This window comes from Thiomonas sp., assembly GCF_054608695.1.
Map to the genome: position 1 here is coordinate 1 of NZ_JBTRXV010000048.1, position 22,617 is coordinate 22,617.

Genomic DNA, 22,617 nt, shown 5'->3' on the forward strand with positions numbered 1-22,617 from the left:
TGGGGTCAAAAACGCATCGGCGACAACAATGTGTGCTCTTCATGGTGCTTGATGCGGTTGTAGGCTCAGCCCAGTGGGTCGCGTACGGAATGCGCAAGCTGCGCCTCGATAACTCGGGATGGATGCGAAATTTTTCATCGAGAACTGCGCTGCACCGCAAGCACGTCAGCACGCCCTACTACCCCCCAATTTCTGCTGTCAAACGAGTATTTCGGCAGTCCCGAGCCATACGCCCAATACTGTTCAGGCAGGAGTTTTGTCTCGCCGAAATCTACCGGCAGCGTCAGCCCAGGCCAGTCCTTCGGATGGGCAATCGGCCGACTCATCGGCAACATCCGCCCATTGATCGTCACCCCTGCGGCAGTCACGTCCACCATGTCACCCGGAACGCCGATCACCTCCTTCAGAAAAGGCGCACCGCCATTCGGGCATGAGCCGTGAACCATAAACGGCTCCAACTTCACACGCGGGCAGAACGAAATCAGATCGCCGCGCCGAATCAATGTATCGGCAGCAAGCGGCATCATGCGGTAGATCCCCATCGGTTCGCTGGGCGTCATGTTGACGCGCCAGCCTGTAGCCCAGGCCGAGCCAATGGCGGTCGCCACAACGAGGCCAGTGATGAACGGCCAGTGCAGACGATTCCAATGGGGTTTGTGAATGTTGGCGCGCATGCGGATCTCCAAGAAAAACATTGCGGCTGGCCTGGCGGCAGACAACTGCAAAACTCATTCCTTGCCCCTGCCTGTTTCTAGGGGCGCCGGGATGGCGCAGCGGGCGGCGAACTCCGGGTCTTTGTAGTAAATGATCTTCTTCGCGTAGATCGGCGCGTGCCCAGCCACAAAAATCAACTCGTCCTCGGGCGGCAGGCGCATGCACTCGTCCGGGGTCAGGAGCGGCCGCTGCACGATCTGCTCGTTGGTGTTGACGTTCTGCAGCACCACGGCCAGCCTGTTGCCCGAATACTGCCGCTGGGTGTGCTCCACTGTGGCCGTGCCCGCCATCTTCGACAACAGCTCCGCCGTTTCGATCTTGTTGGGCGCATAGGCGATGCGAATGTGGCAATTGCTGATGATGGATTCGTCCTTGGTGTAGGCCGCATACAACTGGCTCAAGTCCTGCACGATCAGCAACGCCTTCATGCCGTAGCCGGCGATGAACGCCAACGCTTCCTGGAACACATCCAGCTTGCCCAGCGACGGGAACTCATCGATCGCCAGCAGCAGCCGATGCGGATAGCGCGACTTGCCACCGCCGGCGTCGAACTCCATGCTCTCCGTCAGGCGCCGCACGGTCTGGTTCAGGATCAGGCGTAGCAAGGGCTTCAAGCGATCCTTGTCCGAAGGCGACACCACCAGGTACAGACTGGTCGGCTGCTGCATCAGGGACTCCAGCGTGAAGTCCGACACCCGCGTGTTCTCGGCCACGATGGGGTCGCGGTACAGCGACAGGAAGTACAGCGCGGTGGAGTTCACCCCAGATGCCTCGTTGCTGGCCTTGTTCAGGAACGACTGCGCTGCCTGTGCTGCCGCCCGCCAGCCATGGGCGGTGAACTCATCGGCCAGGCCATCATTGAGCATGGCGTGCGCCGTATCCCGGATCGCCGTCATGACCGCCGCCGACCCCTCCATGCGTTTGCCGCCGCCGTCTTGTTCCTCTGCCGCATCAGCCAACTGCTCCGCCAGCTCGCGAATCGGTCCGCCGTCCGACAAAATGGCTTGCACCGTCGCCAGCGACTTGTCCGTGATCGGGTCATACAGCAGCACGAACAGCACGATGCCGGTCATCAAGTCGAACCCGGTCTTCGCCCAATGGTCATTCAAACCCTTGCCGTCGGGGTCAACGATCATGGTTGAGATGTTCTGCACATCCTTGATCAGATTGCCGTCCAGCCGGATTTCGGCCAGCGGGTTGAACCGGGCTGATCCTGGATTCGCCGGGTCGAACTTGATGCAGCGCTGGCCCAGGGCTTTGCTGCGCCAGCCCGCCGTGAAATGCCAGCACTCGCCCTTGATGTCGTTGACCAGCACTGAGTGCCCCCAGGACAACAGCGTCGGCAGAATGATGCCCACGCCCTTGCCCGAGCGCGTCGGCGCGAACGCCAGGATGTGCTCAGGCCCAGCATGGCGCAGGTAATGATCCTCGAAGTTGCCGAAGAACACGCCGCCTGCATTTTTCTCGGTCGGCAGCAAGCCGGTTTCAGCAACCTCATCGGGCGAGGCCCAATGCGCCGAGCCGTGCAGATCGTTCTTTTCACCCTCGGCCTTGCGCGTGCGCCGGAACGCCAGCGCGACTGGCATCAACAAAGACAGCAGGCCGCCCACACCCATGATCAGGTGCGCGTTCTCGAACACCTTCATCACCCCCAGCCCGTACTCTGGAGAGTTGAACTTCCACGTCCACACCAGGATGTCAAACGGGAAGTACACGACAGGCGCGAGCATGGGTTTGCCCAGCACAGGGCTCCACTGCAGCGCCCAGGCCGCGTATTCGGTCGCCGCCCAGGTGGACAGCAGGACGATCATCGTGAACAGCCCGAGCGCCGTCCAGACGAAGCGGGTGATGTCTTTCTGCGCGCGGGGAATGTGATACAGGTCAGGTTGGTGGGAGGTTGAAGCCATGTTCTTTGCCCCTTTGGGTTGGGTTGGGTGATGAATCAAGTTCCAAGGCCGACCTGCGCTGCCTGGCGGGCGCGCGCGGCCTTTTTGGGCACACGTTTCGCCGATTGCCCGACATTGGGCTGAGCCACTTCCAACTCGCGGTAGCTCGACTTGCAGCACAGACCGTCCACGAGGGCGGGATCCAGCGACAGCGAGCGCATCCCGCGCGTGCCTGCGACGTACAGCAGATTCGCTTCCTCGCCCGACCAGCGCTTGTGTGCGGGCGTGCGGAAATCCGAAGCCAGGCGCACATCGGCCCACTCCAGCCCTTTGCACTTGTGCGCCGTCGAAATCACATGGGAGTCAGGGCGCGCAGTTTTTGCAGTGCGCCCCAGCATCTCGGTCAGCGGCTCGATGCGATCGCCATCCTCCGTGAGCTTGAACAAGGCGGTGAGATCGTCCTGTTCTGACGCTGCATGCATGGCGAGTTCCTGCCAACCCTTGAAGTGGCACAACTCGGGATTGCCGGTGCGGTTGGTGTCGCGCAGTTCCTGCATGCCATTCAGCAGACTGACGATTTGGGCCACGCCGCCTGCGACATGCGTCCGCGACAAGTCAGGCGCCTGCATGAGTTCACGCACCACTGAAGCGTTGGTGCGGCAGAGTGTTGCCACCTGCGGCTTGCCGCCATGGCTGAAATCACGACCTGCCGGGGCCTTGCCGGAAAGTCGCATGGCCGAGCCACAAAGCATCAGCGCATGGTTGGCGAACTCGGCAATCTCCGGGCCGAAGCGGAACGACGCCGTCAGCCTGGCCTCGTGGTCGGTCTGGATGCTCTGCATCGCATTGACGGCGCCGCGCCAGACATAGATTTGCTGGTTCGGGTCGCCGACGTCAACTTTCTGCGCGGATTGGTTGCCGACGATCTGCAGCATCAGCGCATTCGCGTCCTGCGCTTCATCGAACAGGATGAAATCGGTGGCAAGTTTCGGATTCGACAGCGCCCACACCTTGAGATAGGTGTCGTGCTGCGCCGGGAATGTGTCGCGCGGGTTGCGCATGCGCTCCCACAGTTTTTGCGTGGCGGGCAGCAGCGACCCGGCAATCTCCCGTGCCGTGCTCCAGTCTTGCGGCGTTGCCGCCTCGTGGTTGATGCCCATGATGGCCAGCATCCGGCCAGCCGGTGCGCTGTCCTTGTTGATCTGAGTATCCGCGCTCATGCAGTGACGGCGCACCCAGTCCAGCATGAAGTAGCCGGACGTCGTCTGTGAAATCACCAGTTGGTCGCCGTCCTTGTTCTTGCCTGGCAGATCGATCATGGAGCGGATGCCGCCGGCTTCTGCGGCCATTCCAGCAGGCAGACGCGATCCGATCTTGGCGCGGAATCTAGGGTCAACATGTCGGAACGCCAGGGAATGCGCCGTTGAGGCCGAGACATTCGGTGGCATGCGGCGCTTGGCGTCATCGGCCATGGCGGTGTTGAACGCGATGTAGAGGCCACGCTTGGCGGTGGATTCGCCGATCAGCTTGAGCGTCGACGTTTTGCCCGTGCCGGCGCCAGCGATGATTTTGAGACTGCCGCCAGTGCCAAATGCTTCGACGGCATGGGCCTGCTCGTCCGTTGGCCGCAGCCCGCTGCCGTTGATGGCCGCAACGGCAATGGACGCGACTGTGCTCCGCTTGAGTGCGCTGCTGGGATTGACCTGCTGATCCATGCCGCATCTCCGAAAGAAGTTCCGATGGATGCTTATGCCGAGGGGCCGCAAACGGATGAAGCCCGCCAGTCGTGAGACGTGCGGGCTTCAAGGACGGTGTGTGGCCTGTGACGTGGGCCAGTCGGCGCGCACCCGGGCAGGATGCCCCGATGCGGGATTGAACCTGTTGCGCGCTGCCGCTGTTGTGCGTCACCTGCGGCTGGACGCCAACCCAGCAATCAGAACGCCATCGTGTAGCCCACGGCGAAGCGACCTATGTCAGTGTTTGCGATGGCAGACATGGGCATGCGCGTGAAGTGATAAGCGACCTGCACCGCGCCAGGCCCGGCGGTGAAGCCAAGACCCAGATCGGCACCGGCATACGTGCCGTTTTCCGCGCCGACAAGGCCCTGAGCGCCGAGCGTGCGACCCACCTTCATGCCGCCGAACACCTGCACAGGGCGGTGTGGGTCTGCGCCATGACGCCGACAGCCGTGTGATCGACAGCAAAGGCACCGATCCTGTCGTAGCCGAGTTCGGCGTAGGGTACCGCGACAATCTGGCCCATCGAGACGGGCAGGCCAGCGAAACCGGAGAACTGACGTACATGCACGCCCTGGCCGTGGCCTTGGGCGAAATGGCCACCGACGAGGACGGAACCGAGTTGGTCGGATACGCCGAGCACAGCTTCGGGCACGGACACAGACGAGGCGCTGCCAGCATGGATGCTGGTCGTGGCGATGCCAGCCGAGACGCCAAGACCGCCGGCAAAGGCAGCAGGGGCAAGAAAGACGGAGGCAAGGGCAGAGGCAAGGATGCGTTTGTTCATGATGATTGCGGACGAGCAAGCGGACGACCCGCTTGCATGCTGATGCCGAAGGGCCGCAAACCATGAAAAAAAGGGTATCTGGAATGGAGGGTTGAAATTGCTTGCTTGTTGGGATCGGTCAAGCGATCGGGCCGTTGTCGGCCATGACCTGCCAGTGGGGCAGATGCTCCATTGCCGCAGTTCAGTGTTCAGGCAACCTGGTTTGATCACTCGCGTCGAGCAGCGATCACACCGGCAAGGCTGCGCGGCTATTCCTCTTCACAGATTCGACGATCGTTGACTGCTAACGGTTTCACGCATTGTTGGGCCGTATCGCGAGCGACGTTTCATTTTTTTTGTCTCGGTTCTTTCGACGACTCCGATGCTGGCGTCAGAGCGGGCGAACTCCAGCATTCCCGAGGCTTTGAGACAGTTCGGTTCCTTCTGTCTATAAATATTCAATCGGCGCCGACACCCATAGCGCATGGGGGACAACTTGATGCGCGCAGCGCCAAGGGCTACCTGACAACTGAAGGCTCAGCCCCTGGCCCCGGCTTCCAGTCCATGTCGCGCGCGTTGATCGGCTCGGCGCACTGATCACACACCAAAACCGGCTGTGACACCTTGCCGCAGGGCCTGTGCATCAACAACAACGGCGGTCCCTTGTCCTCGTCCAGCCAGCGGTCACCCCAGCGCATGAGCAGCACGATAGCTGGGTACAAGTCGACCCCCTTTTCCGTCAGCCCGTATTCGAAGCGCGGAGGACGCTCCAGATATTGATGCCTCTGTAGCAGGCCGTTGGCGACCAGCTTTTTGAGACGGTCGGTCAGGATGTTGGGCGCGGCCGCCAGGGTGGTCTGGAATTGATCGAAGCGGCGCACGCCAAAAAACGCTTCCCGCAGGATCAGGAAGGTCCAGGCGTCGCCAACCTGCGACAGCACCCGCTCGATCGAATCCACCCGCGGGCGTCGCTGCGCGACCGGGACCTCGGGGCGTGATCCGGTTGATTTCTTTTTATTAACTTGCATTTCGATAGCGTCTGTGTAACTATTCATTCGATTGTGACTGGTTGTGCGCCCAGGTGCAAGCCCGTCGCTGCAACACATCCCGAACTCAAGGAGCAAGCGGATGAGCAACGATCTGATCATTGAACAAAACGGTGACGCCATGCTGCTGACGCTGAACCGTCCACAGCGGCGCAATGCGCTGTCCATGTCCTTGTCCGCTGAACTGGTTGGCGCCTTCGAAAAAGCGCGCGACGCCACCGACATCAACTATCTGATCATCAAAGGCGCGGGGGAACACTTCTGCGCCGGCGACGACATCACCGAAATGCCCAAATGGGGCAATGCCAATGACGTCATGCGCCGCGTGCGCTACTACCAGCACATGGCGAACACGCTGGAGGAGTTGGACAAGATCACCATCGCAGCGGTTGACGGCATGGCCGTCGGCGGCGGTTTGGAGATCACCATGGCCTGCGATTTTGTCATTGCCACTGAACGGGCTCTCTGGGGCATGCCGGAAGTGGATGTGGGCATTACCCCGGGCTGGGGCGGCACCACGCGCATGGCGCGCCTGATCGGTCGGCGCATGACCAAGGAGATCAACCTGATCGGCGCCTTGCACGGTGCGCGCCGCGCCGTGGACCTCACCCTGTGGAACCGGATCGTGCCGATCGGCGCGCTCGATGCGGAAGTGAATCATTTGTTGGAGGTATTCCGGGTGAAGAATCACCAGGCCGTGAGACAACTGAAATTCATCATCAATCGGGGAGTGGAGTGCGATTTGTACACCGCGCAGGGCTTCGAGGCGCTGTCGGGCGCGCTCTCCGGCGCGGTCAACGGCGCCTGGCAGGTGCCGGATGCGGATCAGGGCAGCGGCGTCGTCGATTTCGCCAGCAAGAAGGGCAAGTGGGATCAACGGCGGCCGCTGGCGCGCAATTTCTGGGTCGACTGACCATCAATGCAAACACACCCACGGGAATAACAATGAGCCATTGGACAACAGCCGACATGCCGGATCTGAAGAACAAGCTGGCGGTTGTCACCGGCGCCAACAGCGGCTTGGGGTTTCACACGGCGCTCGAACTGGCGCGCAACGGAGCGCAGGTGGTGCTGGCTTGCCGGGGACGCGAGAAAGCCGAGTCTGCAATGAACGCGATCAAGGTTGCAGTACCCGGTGCGCAGCTCGAGTTCATGGCGCTTGACCTCGCCGATCTCGATTCCATCGCTGCATTTGCGAAGGCTTTCAAAGCCAGGCATCAGAAGCTGGATATCCTGCACAACAATGCCGGTGTGATGGCGCTGCCGCTGGTGCGGACCAAGCAAGGCTTCGAGATGCAGATCGGCACCAATCATCTTGGCCATTTCGCTCTTACCGGCCTGCTGCTGGATGTATTGCTGGTGGCCTCCGCCGCCCGCGTGGTCAGCACAGCGAGCCTTGCACACAACTGGACGCGCAGCATGGACTTCGGTGACCTGAACTGGGAGCGCAAGCGCTACAAGAAGTGGGACGCCTATGGCAAGAGCAAGCTGGCGAACCTGCTGTTCACCTACGAGCTGCAGCGGCGCCTGAGCAAGGCGGGAGCCCGGGCGATCAGCGTTGCCGCGCATCCGGGTTACGCCGCCACCAATCTGCAAACCGCCGGGCCCACGATGGAGAAGTCCGCCTTGGGTCGGATGTTCATGCGGATTGGCAACGCGCTGCTGGCGCAATCCGCCGAAATGGGTGCGTTGCCTCAGCTCTACGCAGCCAGCATGCCGGATGTGCGCGGCGGCGAATACTACGGTCCGGGCCGCATGGGCGGGAATCGCGGCGACCCCAAGAAGGTGGGCTCCAACCAAGCCTCGCGCAATGAAGACTCCGCGCGCCGCCTATGGGCGCTGTCCGAAAAGCTGACCGGCGTGCGCTATCTGAGCGAGTGATCCTTCAACTTGGGAACTGGTGTCGTCGCCTGCGGTAGATTTGATTGGTCTGCCCCGAGCGGGCAGTCGTCAGCGGCCGGTCAGGGGGTCGGACTGTGTCACTCGGTCCGCATGGGCGCTAGTGGTCAACGGGGCTGGCCCTTTGCATGATCTGCGCCAGCCCCGGCCTCCAGACTTTGCATCAACTGCACCGCGACCTGCGGTTGCGGCTCGTGATCTCATGCGCGCCATCGGGATGGACTGGGGTCAAGGATATCTGTGGGGTCAGCCGGTGCTGGAATAGATTCGCGTTAACCACAGTTTGTGAGAAGAATTGAATCGAGAACGCTTCCAAAGAGGCGCGCTTTCTCGAAATTCATGCTCGAAAGCCGGCTCTCAACTGGTTGAGTTTCGAGAATACCCGGGGCGATTCAAGCCTCAGGTTCAATGATGCTCACCACCCTCGCAATGATCTCAGCCGTGGTGGCGGCGTCCAGGCTTTCCACGTAGCGCGCCGTGCCGGTTTTCTCACGGGCTTCCAGGTCGAACGAGCGCACCTGGTTGCACACCGCGACGCCCTGCGTGTCATGGCCTTGGATCGCCACCGTCAAGCCCGTGCTGCGCGTGAACTGTCCCCCGCTGGTCACGAGTACCGTCATGGCGATGCCCAAGGCGTTGATCTCTTTGGGTGTGATGACCACAAAGCGGTGGCGACCCTGCATTTCCCGGCCGGCGACTGGATTGGGGTCGATCCAGTACACATCCCCAGGGCGCGCCGCGCGCCGAGCCATCAGACAATCTCCCGGCCGACAGGCCCGCCTTCAAGCGCCCATGCCGTCTCGGCGTTCAGTTCAGCCATCGCCTGGACTGAAGTCCCCTTGAGTAGCTCCTGCAGGCTGTAGCGCTTGCGAGGTTGAGCCTGGACGGGCCGCGCTGTCAGCACCCCATTTTCAACGCTCAGATCCAGAGCTGTACCCACATCGATGTGCAAGGTGCGCAGCAGATGGGCCGGGATCGTGACAATCGCAGCGCCCCCCTGGCGGCGGATTTGAACGGTGGTCGTCATGGCTTGCGTTCATTCGGAGGCGGGGACAAGGACAATGGTAGCACTTATGCACTATATTGGGTCTGCGGCCGGCATCGAGAAAAGAGGGTGGCCCGTGACGTGGGCCAGTGGGTGCGACGCCAGGCTGGGGTGTCCCAATACAACGGGTTGGAACCTGTTGCGCGCTGCCGCGGTGACGTCACCGATCTTTTGTTGGGCTTGTACTTCGGCCCGAAGATGGCCCACACTCAAGGATCGCGACGCGGCGCGAGATGGGGAACGGCTTTCCTGGACTGGATGGGCTTGCCGCTGCGGTAGACGCGGGCGGCGGGGGTGTTGGTGGTCGTTTTCATCGTGGGGCTCCTTCCTTGTGTGTCTAGGCAGGGCCGGAAAGCAAAGCTGGGATAATGTCCGCATGAAGCTGCGATTCAACAAAGAGGTCAGGAAATCGATTGCCGAAGAACTCAAGAAAGTCTCGACGTTCGGTGGCATCGGTCTTGGCGTCCTTGGCTATTCGACACGCGCCCCGTTGATGCTTTTTGGCGCGTTCGTCTGGTGGGTGGTCTGTCAAACCATCGCGGCGTTTCTGCTCTCCATGGAGGATGAATGATGAGCTTCACCGAAGCGGCGTTCTATGGCATGGGGCTTGTCGTCCTGTTCGGCTTGGCGGCGGTCGTGTTGGCCGTGCTGCACAAGCCGTCGAAGTCAAAACACGAGCCCCACTTTCCTCTGCACTGACGGATTTTTCAGAGCCGGGCAAGCCTCAGCCTTGATGAGTCGGATCGCCGGGACCCGCAACGTTGCCTTTACGGTTATGGTGTGGACACGGCAAACCGGATCGATGGCGATGACCGACACGAAAAACCCGCCGAAGCGGGTTTGGGCAGAGTGGGGCGGCGCGGCCCAGCCCAGCTTTAGCGCTCAACCCCCTGGGCCTTGCTGGCACCAACCCGTGGAACGCGCTCCTGCTTCATGGCAGCTTGCCGCTGCTGGCGCAGTTCAGTCGCCGACAGCGCGCTGGCTTTCCAAGTGCCATCCTCGCCCCGGACGACGTCGGTGCGCTGGCCATCGGCGGCCACGGCCTGAAACTGGGTCGAGCCCAGCTTCTCAGCCACGCCGATCATCGTCTCCGCGCTCGGCCCGGCGTACAGCGACTCGCTATGTGCATCGAACAACTCGTAGCGCTCGGTTTGGGGGATGTTGGACAGATCGGGCTTCTTGGCGGGAGCCGCGCTCACCAGCAGCGACCGGGCGGCGCGCACCCGCTCCACGTCAGCCTCGGGGATGCCGACATAGCGGGCATAGTCATGGCCGCTCGGGTCGATGTGCAGGGTCTGGCGATCCGGCGCGGTGACCTCGACGACATGGCGCTGGTCGCTGCCGTCATCCATCCGCTCGACGCCACCCTTGCCAGCCAGCCAGGACTGCGACTTGAAGAAGTCCGAGGTGAACGCGTCGTACTCTGCCGCGGAGAGGGCCTTGGTGTCAGCCACCTTCGCCGCATCCGACCCTTGCGCCCCGGCACCTGGCAGGTTCACCACGTCATCGCAGATGTCCTCGACGTTGCTCGCCTTGCGCCAGAACCTGGATTTCTGGGGTGGGGCCGGCTCTTGAGCGGCTGGCGGATCGACGGCATGCGCCCGCCGCACCTCGCTCTGGAACTTGGCCATCGCGGCGTCCAGGGCGGCTTGTCCTTGAGCAGGCCGATGCACCTCGATCACACCCGCCCACAGCTTTTGCAGTCCGGGGTACTCCGCCAGCACCCGCGGGGGCGGCATGGATTTGCGCAGGAATTCAGGCGAATCAGGCTGATTGCCGTACAGGGCATTGTTCACCTCGCGCGCATGCACCTGGCGCAAGGCGCCATCGATCGTCGGCCCATCGGCAAAGCCGAGCGACTCCTTGCCCATGAAGACTTCCCATTGCCGACCATGGCTCGGTCCCAGCTTTTCAGCATGCGCGATGCCAGAGAACTCCGCAAAGGTCACCGCATGAGGTTCTTTCGACAAGTCAGCAACCTCCGGCCCGACAAGCTGGCCGTAGAGGCGATTGATCTTCTGCAACAAGTCCTGTTCCTGGCCCAGCACATAGTCCACCGCCTTGCCCGCCTCGGACGCCGCCCGGAACATCTCGTTCTTGTCCTGCTTGAGCGCCTGTGCCCACGACTGGAGATACGCCATGTGCTGGTCATCGTCGTGCGGAATGCCGGTCTCGGCCGCCATGAAGGCCGAGAACAACTCAGCCCGCAGCTCTTCACGGGCATAGCCCTCGGAGCCGAAGCTGTGCCCGCCGGTGATCCCATCCCGGTTCAGACGCTTCTCGGCACCCGTGGCGTGGCCCATCTCATGCAGCGCCGTGCCGTAGTAGCCCTCGACGGATTGGAACGTGTCGCGTGGGGGCAGGGCGATCAGGTCGCCCGCCGGCGCGTAGTACGCCCGCGCCCCCTGGTGCACGAAGCGCACGCCGTCTTCCTGCATCGCCGTCATCAACTGCTCGCCGCGTTCCAGCACAGGAATGTTCTGGCGCGTCACCAGCGGCTCCAGTTTCAGCTTGTCGCACTGCTCGGCATTGAAGACGACGTAGTTGCGCCCCACCAGCAGATCCAGCGCGCGCTCGGCCTGTTTCCAGGAATAGTCCTTGCCGTCATGTTGGACGGTGACGGACGCAGGCGGAACAACAGCCCCGCCGACCAGATGCACGCCGGCCTCATCGACGCCGCGCTTGCGATCCACGCCGACGATGCGACCCTGGTGGACGAGTTCCACATCGCGCCGCTGCCAGAACGGCTTGCTGTCCCAGCGCTCGATCATGACGCCTTTCTCGCCCTTGCGCACATGGCCGCCGAGATCGTTGGACTGCTTCACCGTCATCCAGCGCGGATCGCCATAGCCCTTCTCCATCGCCACCAGGCCCAGGATCACGCGATTGCCGCCCTGGTAATTCTTGCCTGACACCGCGTTGCGCGGCAAGCCTTGCAGCGTGTGCCAGGGCTTGTTCCAGGGCAGCGCCTGGCCGGATTCAATTGCGGCCACCACCTTGTCGGTGAATTCCTGGCGGAAGTCTCGCGAGGCGGTTGAGCCGGCTTGGCCGGGTTCAATCCTTTCTATTGCCCCCGCCGTTGGGGTTGAGGCGATGGCCGGCGATGAGGCGGCATGGTCCGGGACCGCTTGCGATGGCTCCGAAGCGGCTTGCTGCTTGACGATGGCATCCGGCAGATCGACCGACACAGCGCCGTTGTCGCCGACCGTGATGCTGCCGTCGGGCAGCGCGCGGAAGGCTTCCGTGATCACCCGCGCATTGGCCGAGTCGTAGCGCTCACCGATGATGTCGGCGAACTGGGGAAAAGTGTACGTCCCCAGACCCTTATCAGCAGCAAGAAAAGCGTAGGCCTGCACACCCAGGCGCAGATCGGGATTGAGTGCATCGACGGGGACGTTCATGTCACACCCCCAGGCCGACAGGCTCAGTGCCCAGATCCAGGGCGCTCAGCAGCGCTTGGTCGAGCGTGAGTTCGCCGCCTTGCGCCTCGTCCTGTTCGCTGACAGGCGGCAGGTCGTGATCGACCATGGCGCCCAGGCGCTGCGCATCACGCGCGGGGATTTCAAGCATGTCAGGTTTCATCATGGACTCCTGTTTCACAAGGCGATTGACGCTCTGGATGAACGCGGTGATGCCGCGCTCGATGCGCCAGGGGATGCTGTCCTGCCAGGCGTAGCCCGACAGGTCGCGACCGACCCATTCGGCCAGCAGCCGAACGAGCCGGTCATCAGCCGCCAGCGCTTCACGCACCAAGGCTTCGCGCAGCGCTTGGGTCAGAGCACGCATAGCAGCCGCGCTCAGAGCCCGATGCCCCGGCCCACGTCCAGGCTCTTGCCGGTGCGCCCGGAGCGGAAGACCGCAGGGCCTGGAAGCGCGATCTCTTCCGACTTGATCTCACGCTTCTCGTCCTTGGATGCGTCCTTGACATTGCGGCCTTCCTTCTTGGCGGCAACCGCCTCCAGCTCTTCATCGACGTTGCGCACCCGCAGGCTCTTGGCGTCGGTTTCCTGCTCGGCGGCTTGTTCCTGAGTGCGTTCGGCTTCGTGCGCCTTGGCGATGCTTGCGGCCACGTCGTCGTTCTCGCGGGCACGCTCCCCTGCGGTCCTGTAAGCCACGCCGATCACCGGCCCCAGCTCCGGTCCGAGCGCTTCGCGGGTGCGGATCACCCGGTCGTCGCGCACGATCACCACGTCCCGCGCCAGCTCGGTGAGCGCTCCATCGTGGGTGAGGTTGGGGGCCAACTCTTTCAGCTTGCCCAAGTCGACCCCGCCGTCCGGCTTGCGCAGGTCGGCTTGCGCCAGCACGCGCAGGGCGGCATTCTGGGTTTCGCGGAACGCGGCTCCGGCAGCCAGCACGCGCTCAAGAGACATCACCACCACGCCGTCGCCATTGGGCGTGACGCCCAGCCTGTCGGCCTGCTCGATGGTGAGCGGATCGGCGCGCAGTTGCACCGGGCCGGTGCGCTCGGCAATCGGACGGGCCACCGCCAGATCGCCGGTGATGCCGCGCTCCACACTCGGCACGACCGCGCGCTGGAGTTGCGGGTTCAGGTCGCGGCCTTTTTTCCAGGCCATGAGCACTTCGGGCTCGCTGTTCTGCAGCGGATAGCCCAGACGGCCTGCGATCTCGGCGGCCTTGACCTTGAACGCCAAGTCGCCGGTGAGCATCAAACCTTTTTTCAGATCGAACTTCTGCGCACTGATCTTGAGAGCAGCCTCGATGTCGCGATCATCGTTGCGCTGCACGTCCAGGCGGGAGCCGCGATCATGGATCACGGTGCGCAGGCCGCGCCTGTAGTGAATCTGACCGTCCTTGTCGATGCTGTGCACCAGGTCGGCCAGGGTCACGGCCTTGGGTGGGACACCGCCGAAGCCTTCGATGCCGGGATCGGGGGCCTTTTTAGCTTCTTCAAGCAAGGACTCCAGCACCGGGTCGCCAGGGTTGTCCTGTGCCTTCTCGCCCAGGAAATCGACCCAGCGGGCCGGGCGCGGCATGGACTTGTCCAGGTCACGCGCTGCGGCATCCTTGCGCGCTTCGAAGTCTTCCACCAGCGCGGCGGTTTCCTTCGCCAGGACACTGTCATGCAGATGCGCATCCACGCCCTCGGCGGTCAGGGATTCCGTGCGTTTGGCGCGGGTTTCCTCGACGTCCCCCTGCAGCTTCATCCGGCGTTCACGCCAGTCGGCATCGAACGCATCGATGGCGGTGTTGCGCTCGGTGCGCGCTGGAGCGCTCAGTTCCTCGTACTCGTGCAGCAGATCAAGGCGCTTGTGTTGCTCCACCGACAGGTCGGCTTCGGCAGCAGGTGGCATGGGTGTTGCGGCCACAAGATCAGGGGCAACAGAAGACGTGGCGGCAGGAACTTCCTGCACCTCAGGTTTCGGTTCGGCGTCGGCTTTGGCCTGGTCAACCAGGTTGTCAAGGGTGTCGAGTGTGCTCATGGGGTTCTCCGGTTCCGGCCGCGCCGGGTTATTGGCTTATGGTGTGGACACGGCAAACGCTACCGACCCACTTCCGTCTCGGGCTGGCGCTGCGCGACCACCTGACGGCCGTTGGTAAGGATTACGGTCGGGATCGGCACCTTGTCCCACTTCGCAGCGTTCAGCACGGGGTCGCGGATGTAGCGCTTCGCAGCGCCCTGGACCGACCGATCGCGCTGGGCTTCGTCCAGCATGTTTTCTGGGGCGGGGAACAGCTTGTTGCCCCATTGGCGGGCTTCGGCCATGGCCCCCAGCAGGTTCTTCTGCTCGGGGCCATAGTCGATCTGCGCCACCTTGCCATCCACGGCTTTGGCCGCCTCGCGCGCCGCAAGCCTGGAGGCATGCGAGTTGTCGGGCACGACCACAATGTCCTTGGCCTTGAGCGTGTCCTTGGCGAACTCGGCCACGGCCTTCATGTTCTCCGGGGTGAACGCCGGCATGACGATGGCGCGCTCGCCGGTGGCGTGATAGATCGCCAGGGCCGATGCGACGGAGTGGGTGACCACCACCTGACCACCGAATTCGACGGGATCGGGCGCATCCTTGGCCGTCATCGGGTCGCCCATCATCATCTTGAAGCGCATGGCTTCGGTCACCGGGATGATGGAGAACGATCCAGCGCTGAATTGCGAGCCGGGGTAGACCGCGGCCTTGTCGGGGTTGACCTCGACCTTCTGCGCACCGTCCAGGCGCATCGTGTCGCCCTTGATGCGAAACATCGGCACAACGAATTGCGCAGGCTGGCCGTTCATGGCGGCGGCCATCGCCAGGCGGATGGACTCGGGGCTTTGCTTGCCGAAGTCGGCTTCAAATGCGGGGTTTTTGTACATGGTGGTCTCCGGGTTAGCGTTCGATGCCAGCGGCAAGTTGGTGCATGGACGCCACGCGCCCCATGCCTGGCGTCCAGGGCTTAGCATCCGCAATGGGCACGAAGACAAGCCGTGCGTGCGCAGCGCTGACATGCGCATGGCGCAAACCCTCATTGCGCTGGCTTTCGCCGACCTCATCGCTCGGCGGGTAGAGGCCGCGCGCGTGGGCGTGGGGGTCCTGCAGCGCAGCCATGACGTTGCGCTGCCCTGGCTGGTACGGCGGCGCGGCGACCTTGACGCGCCCACCCAGGGCGCGCGCGGCGTCACGTGCAGCGGCGCGCGACAGATCGCTGTTGTCCGGCAGGATGACGACCTCTTTGCCTTGCGACCGCACCCACTCGGCAACCGGGCGGATGTTGAGGGGATCGAGCGCGGCGATCGCGTTGCCGCTGCCCAGGGTGTTGATCGCCAGGGCGGACGCGGCGCTGTGGGTGACCACCACGCGGTCAAAGACGTCGGCAAGGGGCAGCGCGGCCTGCGCGACATGGCCCTTCGCGCCGAGACGGTTGTACAGCGCCGGGAAATGATCCGCGACAGCGAACGCGCCCGCCGGGACGAATCCCAGCGCTGTCGTTTGCAAGGTCCCGTGATTCGGTCCATGCTGCAGACGCAGATCCTGCACCGCGACCAGGTCATACCGGACGCCATCCACAGACGGCGCGATGACGGGGAAGGAGAACTGCGCGAGCGCATCCGTCATCGCCGCGTTGAAGTCGCGTGCGTTGAAGGATTGGAGTGATTCGACAATGTGCTTCTGATCCATGGTGGGCTCCAGTTGATGGGGGTCTATGGGCTTCAGCGCGCGATGTCGTTTCCGCCGAAGCGCACCTGCGCTTTACGAAAATCGATGCTGACACGAGAGACTTTTTGCATCGGTGTGACGCATTGCGCAGCCGCCAGCGGATCCAGCGGATCGAGAATGCTGTGCATGATGAAGTCGTACCTTGCGCGTTCCGCGGCCTGCGGATCTGGCGTTGGTCGCGCTCGGTCTCGCTCGTCTGCTGCTTGTGTTGCGTCGACAAGCCCATGCATCAGGTTGATTTGGGGCGCCGTCGGGTTCATGCCGGTCACCTTGCCGCTGACGGCGTGGGCCGCAAGCAGCGCGGCCTGTCGCGACGCGGGGGTGTTGTCGGGAAACAGGACGATGGCGGCCTTGTCGCCCAGCACGCTTCTGGCATAGGCCGCGGCCGGGAGCATGTTGTCGGGAGTGAGCGCGCACAGCACCGGCTCGCCGGTGGCGTGATGGATCGCCAGGGCCGATGCTGCGGAATGCGCGATAACCAAGCGCGGCGATTGGGTGTCGACCAGGTTGCGCACGTCTTCCGGTGGGATCTCTTCACCGGCAAGAATCTTCTGCCGGATGGTGACAGCCACGCCGCCAGACGCGATCATGCCGAACGCGTTCGACATCCGTGAACCGGGGTACACATGACAATGATCGTGATCGGGGTTGATTTCGACCTTTTGCGCGCCGCAGAGAACCAGATCATCCGTGCCGATCACCCGATGCAGAACGGGGATAGCGAACGTGGCGCGTCCGCCGGCAACCACGTAGCGCAGTTGCTTGTCAAATTCCTTGTGGTTGAGCGTGTCGTAGAGAGCATCGAAATCAGCATTGATGTAGGTCATGGGGGTCTCCGGTGATCGTCCGCATCTGCGGCTCAGGATGGATATGCCGTGGACACGGCAAACCGTGTCTCCTGTCGCGCAGCACACGTATCGCGAAGCGGCACAGCAGCGCGGAACCGACGGTGAAGGCCGGCGTCCAGATCAGGCTGTCCGCCCAGCCGGCGCCACCGACAAAGCGCAGGCCGTGCAGCGGCGGCTCGCCGAAGTTGTCGATCGCCATCAGGGCCGACCCCGCGGCGTCGAACGGCAGATCGACGCGAACGCCAGGGCCGCCAGCATCCACGGGCGCGTGAACCAGGCGCCGCCAGGCTCCCTGCTGCACGAGACGGCCCACAGCTCCAGGCAAGGCAGAAGCGGGACGGCCGACAGCACATGCACGCCGCTGGTGTTGGGCACCGGCCCCGGGAACCCGGCGCGCCACTGCAGGCCGATCAGCAGCATGTTGACGACTGCGGTGAGTGCCAGCGCGGCGGTCATCGCCCGGTCGATGTCGCGCTGGCGCAGGCGGCTCAGCACGATGAGCGACAGGGGCAGGACCAGGGTCAGAGAGGGATTCAACGCGACACTCCCGCATCACCACGGCCGATGTCCTTGCCCCTGCCTGGGTCTTGACTTGGCACTGGCGACGCGAACGCATCGGCCCGATCGGCGCGCACTTGCTGCGGCGAACGCGCGGTGTCGATGAACTCCCGGACGGCAGCCAGCCCCGCCCGCAGGTCGTGCTTGCGCTCCTTGAGGATGTCGTGGGCGTCGAACCCGGGCTTGTGGTTGTCCACCAGCGCCACCTTGCCGCCGGAGATTTGCGCTGCTTCAACGGCCTTGCGAATACCAACAAAATCGGACTTCTGCAGGTCGTTGTCGGCCGCGAAGACGATCTCATGCTTTGCCGCCAAGCCGGACGCCTGGAGCCAGCGCGCCACCGCTGGCAGGTTGTTGGCCGACAGTGCCGCGAGCACGACCGTGTCCTTGTCCTTCACGCTTCCCGCTGGCGATCCCCAGCCAGCGGTTGCCGTTCGGATGGCCTGCCCCGTGCGGACGCCTTCAACAACGACGATGCGGGCGCCGGGCCGCAGCCAGGACGCTCCCAGATCGCATGACGGGGCAAGCTGCGCCAACAAGCCAGGGTTCGACCGGCCCTCCATATTCAGCGCCGAGCGCAAGGCTGGCTTGCACCCTGGGGGCGTGAACATCGCATCGCGCGTCGGCAGCGGCAGCGGCACGATCGCCCCGGACATCTTGCTGCCGGCGAGGACGTACTTGTCCGGCGCGGCTTCGGTGTTGCGCAGCAGTTGTTGCCCGCCGCACAGCTCGACGGAGCGGGAGGTCGGTGAGACTGGACGGAACAGTGGGGCCAACAGATCGCCCGCGTTTTTGTGGTCCATCGGAAACTCGCGCAGTCCACAGGGGTGCACCCAGGCGCCGCCCTTGACAAGCTGCGGGTGGTCATCGCGCGGGACGGGGCCGGCGTACCACGCCGCCAGCACACCCGCCACACAGTCCGCATCCAGGGGATCGCGGGCTGCGACCGGCCCGAGTTTCACGACTTGTGCCTGGTCGGCAGCCCGCCTTGCTGGCAGCGCGGCTTGCCGACGGGGATCTGCCGCGACCTCGATCCCAAGATCGTGCGCGGTGATGTAGCGGGTCGGAGACCCGTCGCTGGCCTCGCGCCCTTCGCGCCAGGGCTTCGGCAGATCGAGACTGCCACGGTGCGAGGTGATGACGGCGATGCCGCTGTCTTTGATCAGAATGGCCTGCGCCTCGGTCGATCCGCCGCCATCGTTCGCCCGGTACATGGTGCCTTCGCGGGCCTGGTGCGACTTGCCGATCTTCCAGCCTTGTGCCTCAAGGTTGGACAAAACCGCGTGTTGGAAAGCGGACATCGAAATCCCCGGTGAGTTGTGTCACCAGGGATATGCTCAAGTGCCGCAAATGCTGCGGCCGCGCGCCCCTCAAGGAAACGTCGGGCCGCCCCTGGGGCGCTCAAAAGCCATTGGCAATCCGCTGCAGCCGTGTTTCGAGCCTCTGCGGGTTTTCGGCGTCGGCGATGCCTGCCAGCCCCTCAGCCACGATCTCTTTGAGCCTCGCATCCCGCGCGGCGCTTAGCCCCAACAAGGCGCGGATGTCGTCGGGATCGGCGCCGCTGCTGAGCAGGCGCAGACCCATCCGGCCGAATGCATAGGGCATCAAGTCTGCGTGCCTACGCATGCCGCGCAGCCCCTCGCTGCGCGCAACGATGGCAAGCTGCATGATGGTTTGGATGGTTTTGTTTTCGATGCTCATGGTTTGGCCCCCGACGCTGCTGCAGGGGGCAGCGAAGCCGGCAGCTTGGGCATGGTTGCCAGAAATTTCGTCTGGATGGCCGTGGCCTGGGCGGACGTCTGCAGGCTGGTGTAGGCCGCGGTGCCGATGCCGCCAAACGCTGCGATGCTGAGCATGGCGGCGACGATGCGGGCTGTGATGTTGTCCATGATGTTTCCTTGTTGTGTGGTTAGCCCCATGGCCAACATCCTTTAATCGTCCACATCAATCACCGCCCGCTCCCCGGTGCCCGGATCCAGGCCGCAGCTTTCGGCCCAGAAACCGAGCCTTTGCGCGGCTTCTGGGTACTGGTGCGCCAGCGTCGGCACGCCGTCGGCGTGGTCGGCGAGCATCGCGCCGAGTTCCCAAAGTTCGGCTTGTGCCAGGCCCATCCAAAGATCGGCCAGGCTCCAGCCCGACAGCGCCTGCAAGCAGGCATCGACATTCACGTTCTGGTTCATGATTTCACTCCAGCGGGTTTGTAGTTCGGCCTAAACAACGCCCAGATCAGCGGGTCGCGCCGGGGGGCATGCTCCGGCACCGGGCGTGACTTCGGCTTGGTCTTGAGCAACACGGCGTTGCGATAAAGTTTGCTTTTGGCGTCCATGATGTTTCCTGGTTGATTGCAAACCCAGCACCGCCGGGCTTGCCTGGTTATGCGTAGGGGCCGCAAATCAGAACTGCCAGCTCACACCACCGGACGCCGCTGTCTGCCCTGCAGTGCTGAACGCGGCGCTGAACCGGACCAGCATGTCGGGATGGCGCTCGGGAACGTGGCTGATGCCGATGGCCAGGGCTTGCTGACCGCCCACCGTGGCGATGCCGACGCCCGCCGCGGTCTTGCCCGACAGGGCAGGGCCCGCAATCTGCGCCGCCGCCATCCCCATCGCGCCCATGCCGTTGATCTGCTGCTGCAGGTTCTGCTGCATCCCGGAGAGCGCCGAGTTCAACTGGTTGACGTTGACCGCATCGGTGCCAGAGGTGCCTGGGGCGACGTTGGTGATCTGGCGCTGCTGCCCGGTTGCGGCGTTGCTGACCGACACCGAGTTGGCACGGTTGGCCACCGATCCCTGGCCGACGGCCACCGAGTTCGTGCCGTTGGCCGTGGCGTTGGCACCGAGCGCCACGCTGTTGTTTGCTGCTGCAACAGCGTTGTTGCTCACTGCCGTGGTCGGGTCGGCGATGGCTTGGGCACCATTGCCGATGGCCACCGACCCCGCGTAACTGGCAACCGAGTTGGTGCCGTACGCGATGGTGTTGGCACCGGTTGCGCTCGCGCCCTGGCCGATGGCCACCGCGTTGGTGCCGCTCGATGCCGCATGCTGGCCTTGAGCCTGGGCGTTGGTGCCGGTCGCCGTGGCGTTGGTGCCCTGGGCGATGGCGTTGGTGCCGTTGGCCGTCGCGCCATTGCCGCACACCACGTTGGAGCCGTTGGTGGTGACGCAGATGCCGTTGGTGTTGCTGACGTTGGTCGTGCTGCCTTGTGCACCGGCGGGTCCAGGTGTTGACTGGATGCTGCTGATTTGGCTCTGCACGGCCTGCTCGGCGGCGTACAACTGCCCGCCGTTGACCGCCTGCGTGCTGCCTGCGGCGACGGCGCCGGGGGCGACGTTTGAGATCACGACAGGAGAACCCCCCGAAATGCTGCCCGGATTGCCCCCCATGATGAACATCGGATTGCTGCCCCCACCGTTGGTCATCAAACCAGCAAGCTGGCTCACGTTGACAGCATCGGTGGCCTGGATGCCCGCGCCGACGTTCGAGAGGGTGACGGGCGTACCGGTGCCGCCAGTGCCGACCAGCGCCGCCGCGTCGGTCACGGATGACGTCGTAGCCCCATATTGATCCAGATACTGCACCGCCGCGGGCGCAGCCGGGCCCGAAGACCCCAGCCCGGCATTGAGCGCGCTGATGGCCGCACCGACGTTGTTGTAGCTGGTGCCTTTCACGGTATAGCTCGGCGCGGAAACGCCGTTACCACTCACCGCCGCGCCGCCACCCAGGGCGGATACCGTGCTCAGAGCCAAGCCATACAGTTGTGAGCCATTGATCGCATCGGTGCTGCTGGCCGAGACCGCCCCGGCCGTCAGGAAAATGATTCCCCGCGTCTGTCCGGCGCCGCTCCCCGAGCCGATGCTGACGACGGAAGACCGTCCATAGTCATAGCTCCCGGCGCCAAGGGCAACTGACTGATTTCCGCTCGCGGTCGCCCCCATGCCGACAGCGACCGATCCCATCCCCCCGCCGCTGGCAGAGGCTGTCTGCCCAACCGCAACGGAATTGGTGGTTGACGCAGCATCGATGCCGATCGCAACCGCATCTTGCCCGGCTGTTGTTGCGGTCCCCGCCTGGGTGTTCGTATTCGGGCCGCCAAGGCCGCCAATCGCGATGCCGCCCGCGCCGTTGGCCACGGCGCCCAAACCAAGCGCAAGCGCCTGGGTCGACGATGCGGAGCCGCCCAAGGCCATGCTGGACGCCCCACTCGCAGTGCCATAGATCGCGACCGACCCGGGGCCGCTTGCGACGCCGCCGTTGACCGCCAGGCTGGAAAAGCCGGACGCCTGCGACCCCGCTCCAATCGCCGTCGCGTTTGGCCCCGCCGAAGCGTTTGCGCCGACGGCTGTTGACAGACTGCCGGAAGCCGAAGTGCCCACCCCGAATGCCGAGGCGCTGGGTCCAGATGCCGATGCAGCAGGCCCGACAGCCGTTGCTCCCACGCCTTGAGCGTCAGCGTTCGATCCCGCCGCAAGCGTCCCCCCAGCGGCGGACTCCTGCCCGTTGATGGCTGTTGCACCACTGCCCAGCGCGGTGTTGTCGCTGCCGGGCGGTCCCGCATTGGAGATCGACGTGGTGGCGTTGGCGCCAACGGCTGTATTGTTGGCGCCGATGGTGCCGGATCCGCCCGCGCCGCTCGCATTCGCGCCATAGCCCAGGTAGCTGTTATTGCCAGGGATGGGGTTGGTCGGCCCCGGCTGGTTGGTCGCCGACGTGATGAACGGTGCCGAGGTCGATGTGGACGAACCCAGGCCCGATGGCGTGGCCGAGGATGGCGACACCTGGATGGCTTTCGACCCGCTCGGGGCGCCGGTTGAGGCCCCGACGAACGACGTGGACGCAGTGCCAGCGCCGGTGATGGCCCAGGCCGGGCTGGTGTTGAGCGCCGCAGCGATTGCCGCGACGAGAATGATGTTGCGCATGTCGAGACTCCCATCCAAGGCGGCCAGCAGGTGCGATGGCCTTGGATGGGTA

26 protein-coding genes are annotated in these 22,617 nt (G+C 64.0%); 4 read left to right on the forward strand and 22 right to left on the reverse strand.

Annotated features, from left to right (window positions below; translation table 11 throughout):
- Nucleotides 1-134 precede the first annotated feature (134 nt).
- From ACYCUK_RS14890 to ACYCUK_RS14915, 6 genes are all read right to left on the reverse strand, one after another.
- Nucleotides 135-674, reverse strand: coding sequence for a S26 family signal peptidase (locus ACYCUK_RS14890; RefSeq protein ID WP_461595492.1), 540 nt, complete (start codon nucleotides 672-674; stop codon nucleotides 135-137).
- A 54-nt stretch (nucleotides 675-728) separates the two neighbouring features.
- Entirely contained in the window at nucleotides 729-2,621 is a 1,893-nt protein-coding gene (locus ACYCUK_RS14895; protein WP_461595493.1) for a type IV secretory system conjugative DNA transfer family protein, read from the reverse strand.
- A 35-nt stretch (nucleotides 2,622-2,656) separates the two neighbouring features.
- Nucleotides 2,657-4,315 carry a UvrD-helicase domain-containing protein gene (locus tag ACYCUK_RS14900; protein WP_461595494.1) on the reverse strand — a complete coding sequence of 553 codons (1,659 nt, stop codon included), beginning with the start codon at nucleotides 4,313-4,315 and terminating at the stop codon, nucleotides 2,657-2,659.
- A gap of 218 nt (nucleotides 4,316-4,533) precedes the next feature.
- Nucleotides 4,534-4,734: a hypothetical protein gene (locus ACYCUK_RS14905; RefSeq protein ID WP_461595495.1), complete on the reverse strand. Its 201-nt coding sequence runs from the start codon at nucleotides 4,732-4,734 to the stop codon at nucleotides 4,534-4,536.
- Entirely contained in the window at nucleotides 4,731-5,123 is a 393-nt protein-coding gene (locus tag ACYCUK_RS14910; RefSeq protein ID WP_461595496.1) for a hypothetical protein, read from the reverse strand. The genes ACYCUK_RS14905 and ACYCUK_RS14910 overlap by 4 nt, the downstream gene beginning before the upstream one ends.
- A gap of 497 nt (nucleotides 5,124-5,620) precedes the next feature.
- On the reverse strand, nucleotides 5,621-6,061 hold the full coding sequence (locus tag ACYCUK_RS14915) for a winged helix-turn-helix transcriptional regulator (protein ID WP_461595497.1): 441 nt from the start codon (nucleotides 6,059-6,061) through the stop codon (nucleotides 5,621-5,623).
- 169 nt (nucleotides 6,062-6,230) lie between these two features.
- Here ACYCUK_RS14915 and ACYCUK_RS14920 point away from each other — a divergent pair, with 169 nt between their 5' ends.
- Together ACYCUK_RS14920 and ACYCUK_RS14925 are read left to right on the forward strand one after the other, a co-directional pair.
- Nucleotides 6,231-7,061, forward strand: coding sequence for an enoyl-CoA hydratase/isomerase family protein (locus ACYCUK_RS14920; RefSeq protein WP_461595498.1), 831 nt, complete (start codon nucleotides 6,231-6,233; stop codon nucleotides 7,059-7,061).
- Between the two features lie 32 nt (nucleotides 7,062-7,093).
- The gene (locus tag ACYCUK_RS14925; RefSeq protein WP_461595499.1) at nucleotides 7,094-8,029 is read left to right on the forward strand and encodes an oxidoreductase; all 936 of its coding nucleotides are present in this window, start codon (nucleotides 7,094-7,096) and stop codon (nucleotides 8,027-8,029) included.
- Nucleotides 8,030-8,439: 410 nt separating this feature from the next.
- On the opposite strand, the gene mazF is transcribed toward ACYCUK_RS14925, so the two are convergent.
- Together mazF and ACYCUK_RS14935 are read right to left on the reverse strand one after the other, a co-directional pair.
- Nucleotides 8,440-8,799: a type II toxin-antitoxin system toxin MazF gene (gene mazF, locus ACYCUK_RS14930; RefSeq protein ID WP_461595500.1), complete on the reverse strand. Its 360-nt coding sequence runs from the start codon at nucleotides 8,797-8,799 to the stop codon at nucleotides 8,440-8,442.
- Nucleotides 8,799-9,074: an AbrB/MazE/SpoVT family DNA-binding domain-containing protein gene (locus ACYCUK_RS14935; protein ID WP_461595501.1), complete on the reverse strand. Its 276-nt coding sequence runs from the start codon at nucleotides 9,072-9,074 to the stop codon at nucleotides 8,799-8,801. Before ACYCUK_RS14935 ends, mazF begins: the two co-directional genes overlap by 1 nt.
- A 394-nt stretch (nucleotides 9,075-9,468) precedes the next feature.
- On the opposite strand from ACYCUK_RS14935, the gene ACYCUK_RS14940 reads away from it, so the two are divergent.
- Complete coding sequence (locus tag ACYCUK_RS14940; RefSeq protein WP_112487354.1) at nucleotides 9,469-9,663, forward strand: hypothetical protein; 195 nt, start codon at nucleotides 9,469-9,471, stop codon at nucleotides 9,661-9,663.
- Nucleotides 9,663-9,791, forward strand: a complete 129-nt coding sequence (locus ACYCUK_RS14945) for a hypothetical protein (protein WP_461595502.1) — start codon at nucleotides 9,663-9,665, stop codon at nucleotides 9,789-9,791. The genes ACYCUK_RS14940 and ACYCUK_RS14945 overlap by 1 nt, the downstream gene beginning before the upstream one ends.
- Nucleotides 9,792-9,967: 176 nt before the next feature.
- On the opposite strand, the gene ACYCUK_RS14950 is transcribed toward ACYCUK_RS14945, so the two are convergent.
- From ACYCUK_RS14950 to ACYCUK_RS15015, 14 genes are all read right to left on the reverse strand, one after another.
- Entirely contained in the window at nucleotides 9,968-12,493 is a 2,526-nt protein-coding gene (locus ACYCUK_RS14950) for an ArdC family protein (protein WP_461595503.1), read from the reverse strand.
- A 1-nt stretch (nucleotide 12,494) separates the two neighbouring features.
- Nucleotides 12,495-12,878 carry a hypothetical protein gene (locus ACYCUK_RS14955; RefSeq protein ID WP_461595504.1) on the reverse strand — a complete coding sequence of 128 codons (384 nt, stop codon included), beginning with the start codon at nucleotides 12,876-12,878 and terminating at the stop codon, nucleotides 12,495-12,497.
- Nucleotides 12,879-12,889: 11 nt separating this feature from the next.
- Nucleotides 12,890-14,533, reverse strand: a complete 1,644-nt coding sequence (locus ACYCUK_RS14960) for an LPD7 domain-containing protein (RefSeq protein ID WP_461595505.1) — start codon at nucleotides 14,531-14,533, stop codon at nucleotides 12,890-12,892.
- 59 nt (nucleotides 14,534-14,592) lie between these two features.
- The gene (locus ACYCUK_RS14965; protein WP_461595506.1) at nucleotides 14,593-15,402 is read right to left on the reverse strand and encodes a hypothetical protein; all 810 of its coding nucleotides are present in this window, start codon (nucleotides 15,400-15,402) and stop codon (nucleotides 14,593-14,595) included.
- Between the two features lie 13 nt (nucleotides 15,403-15,415).
- Nucleotides 15,416-16,204 carry a hypothetical protein gene (locus tag ACYCUK_RS14970; protein WP_461595507.1) on the reverse strand — a complete coding sequence of 263 codons (789 nt, stop codon included), beginning with the start codon at nucleotides 16,202-16,204 and terminating at the stop codon, nucleotides 15,416-15,418.
- Nucleotides 16,205-16,236: 32 nt separating this feature from the next.
- The gene (locus ACYCUK_RS14975) at nucleotides 16,237-17,070 is read right to left on the reverse strand and encodes a hypothetical protein (protein ID WP_461595508.1); all 834 of its coding nucleotides are present in this window, start codon (nucleotides 17,068-17,070) and stop codon (nucleotides 16,237-16,239) included.
- Nucleotides 17,051-17,290 carry a hypothetical protein gene (locus tag ACYCUK_RS14980; RefSeq protein ID WP_461595509.1) on the reverse strand — a complete coding sequence of 80 codons (240 nt, stop codon included), beginning with the start codon at nucleotides 17,288-17,290 and terminating at the stop codon, nucleotides 17,051-17,053. Before ACYCUK_RS14980 ends, ACYCUK_RS14975 begins: the two co-directional genes overlap by 20 nt.
- Complete coding sequence (locus ACYCUK_RS14985; protein WP_461595510.1) at nucleotides 17,290-17,628, reverse strand: hypothetical protein; 339 nt, start codon at nucleotides 17,626-17,628, stop codon at nucleotides 17,290-17,292. Before ACYCUK_RS14985 ends, ACYCUK_RS14980 begins: the two co-directional genes overlap by 1 nt.
- On the reverse strand, nucleotides 17,625-18,950 hold the full coding sequence (locus ACYCUK_RS14990; protein ID WP_461595511.1) for a hypothetical protein: 1,326 nt from the start codon (nucleotides 18,948-18,950) through the stop codon (nucleotides 17,625-17,627). The genes ACYCUK_RS14985 and ACYCUK_RS14990 overlap by 4 nt, the downstream gene beginning before the upstream one ends.
- 100 nt (nucleotides 18,951-19,050) lie before the next feature.
- Nucleotides 19,051-19,317: a hypothetical protein gene (locus tag ACYCUK_RS14995; RefSeq protein WP_461595512.1), complete on the reverse strand. Its 267-nt coding sequence runs from the start codon at nucleotides 19,315-19,317 to the stop codon at nucleotides 19,051-19,053.
- Nucleotides 19,318-19,346: 29 nt separating this feature from the next.
- Nucleotides 19,347-19,538, reverse strand: a complete 192-nt coding sequence (locus ACYCUK_RS15000) for a hypothetical protein (protein WP_461595513.1) — start codon at nucleotides 19,536-19,538, stop codon at nucleotides 19,347-19,349.
- Between the two features lie 42 nt (nucleotides 19,539-19,580).
- Nucleotides 19,581-19,829 (reverse strand): hypothetical protein, encoded by a 249-nt coding sequence (locus ACYCUK_RS15005; RefSeq protein ID WP_461595514.1) that lies wholly within the window; start codon nucleotides 19,827-19,829, stop codon nucleotides 19,581-19,583.
- Nucleotides 19,826-19,975, reverse strand: coding sequence for a hypothetical protein (locus tag ACYCUK_RS15010; RefSeq protein ID WP_461595515.1), 150 nt, complete (start codon nucleotides 19,973-19,975; stop codon nucleotides 19,826-19,828). The genes ACYCUK_RS15005 and ACYCUK_RS15010 overlap by 4 nt, the downstream gene beginning before the upstream one ends.
- Nucleotides 19,976-20,042: 67 nt before the next feature.
- On the reverse strand, nucleotides 20,043-22,565 hold the full coding sequence (locus tag ACYCUK_RS15015; RefSeq protein ID WP_461595516.1) for a YadA family autotransporter adhesin: 2,523 nt from the start codon (nucleotides 22,563-22,565) through the stop codon (nucleotides 20,043-20,045).
- Nucleotides 22,566-22,617: the final 52 nt, after the last annotated feature.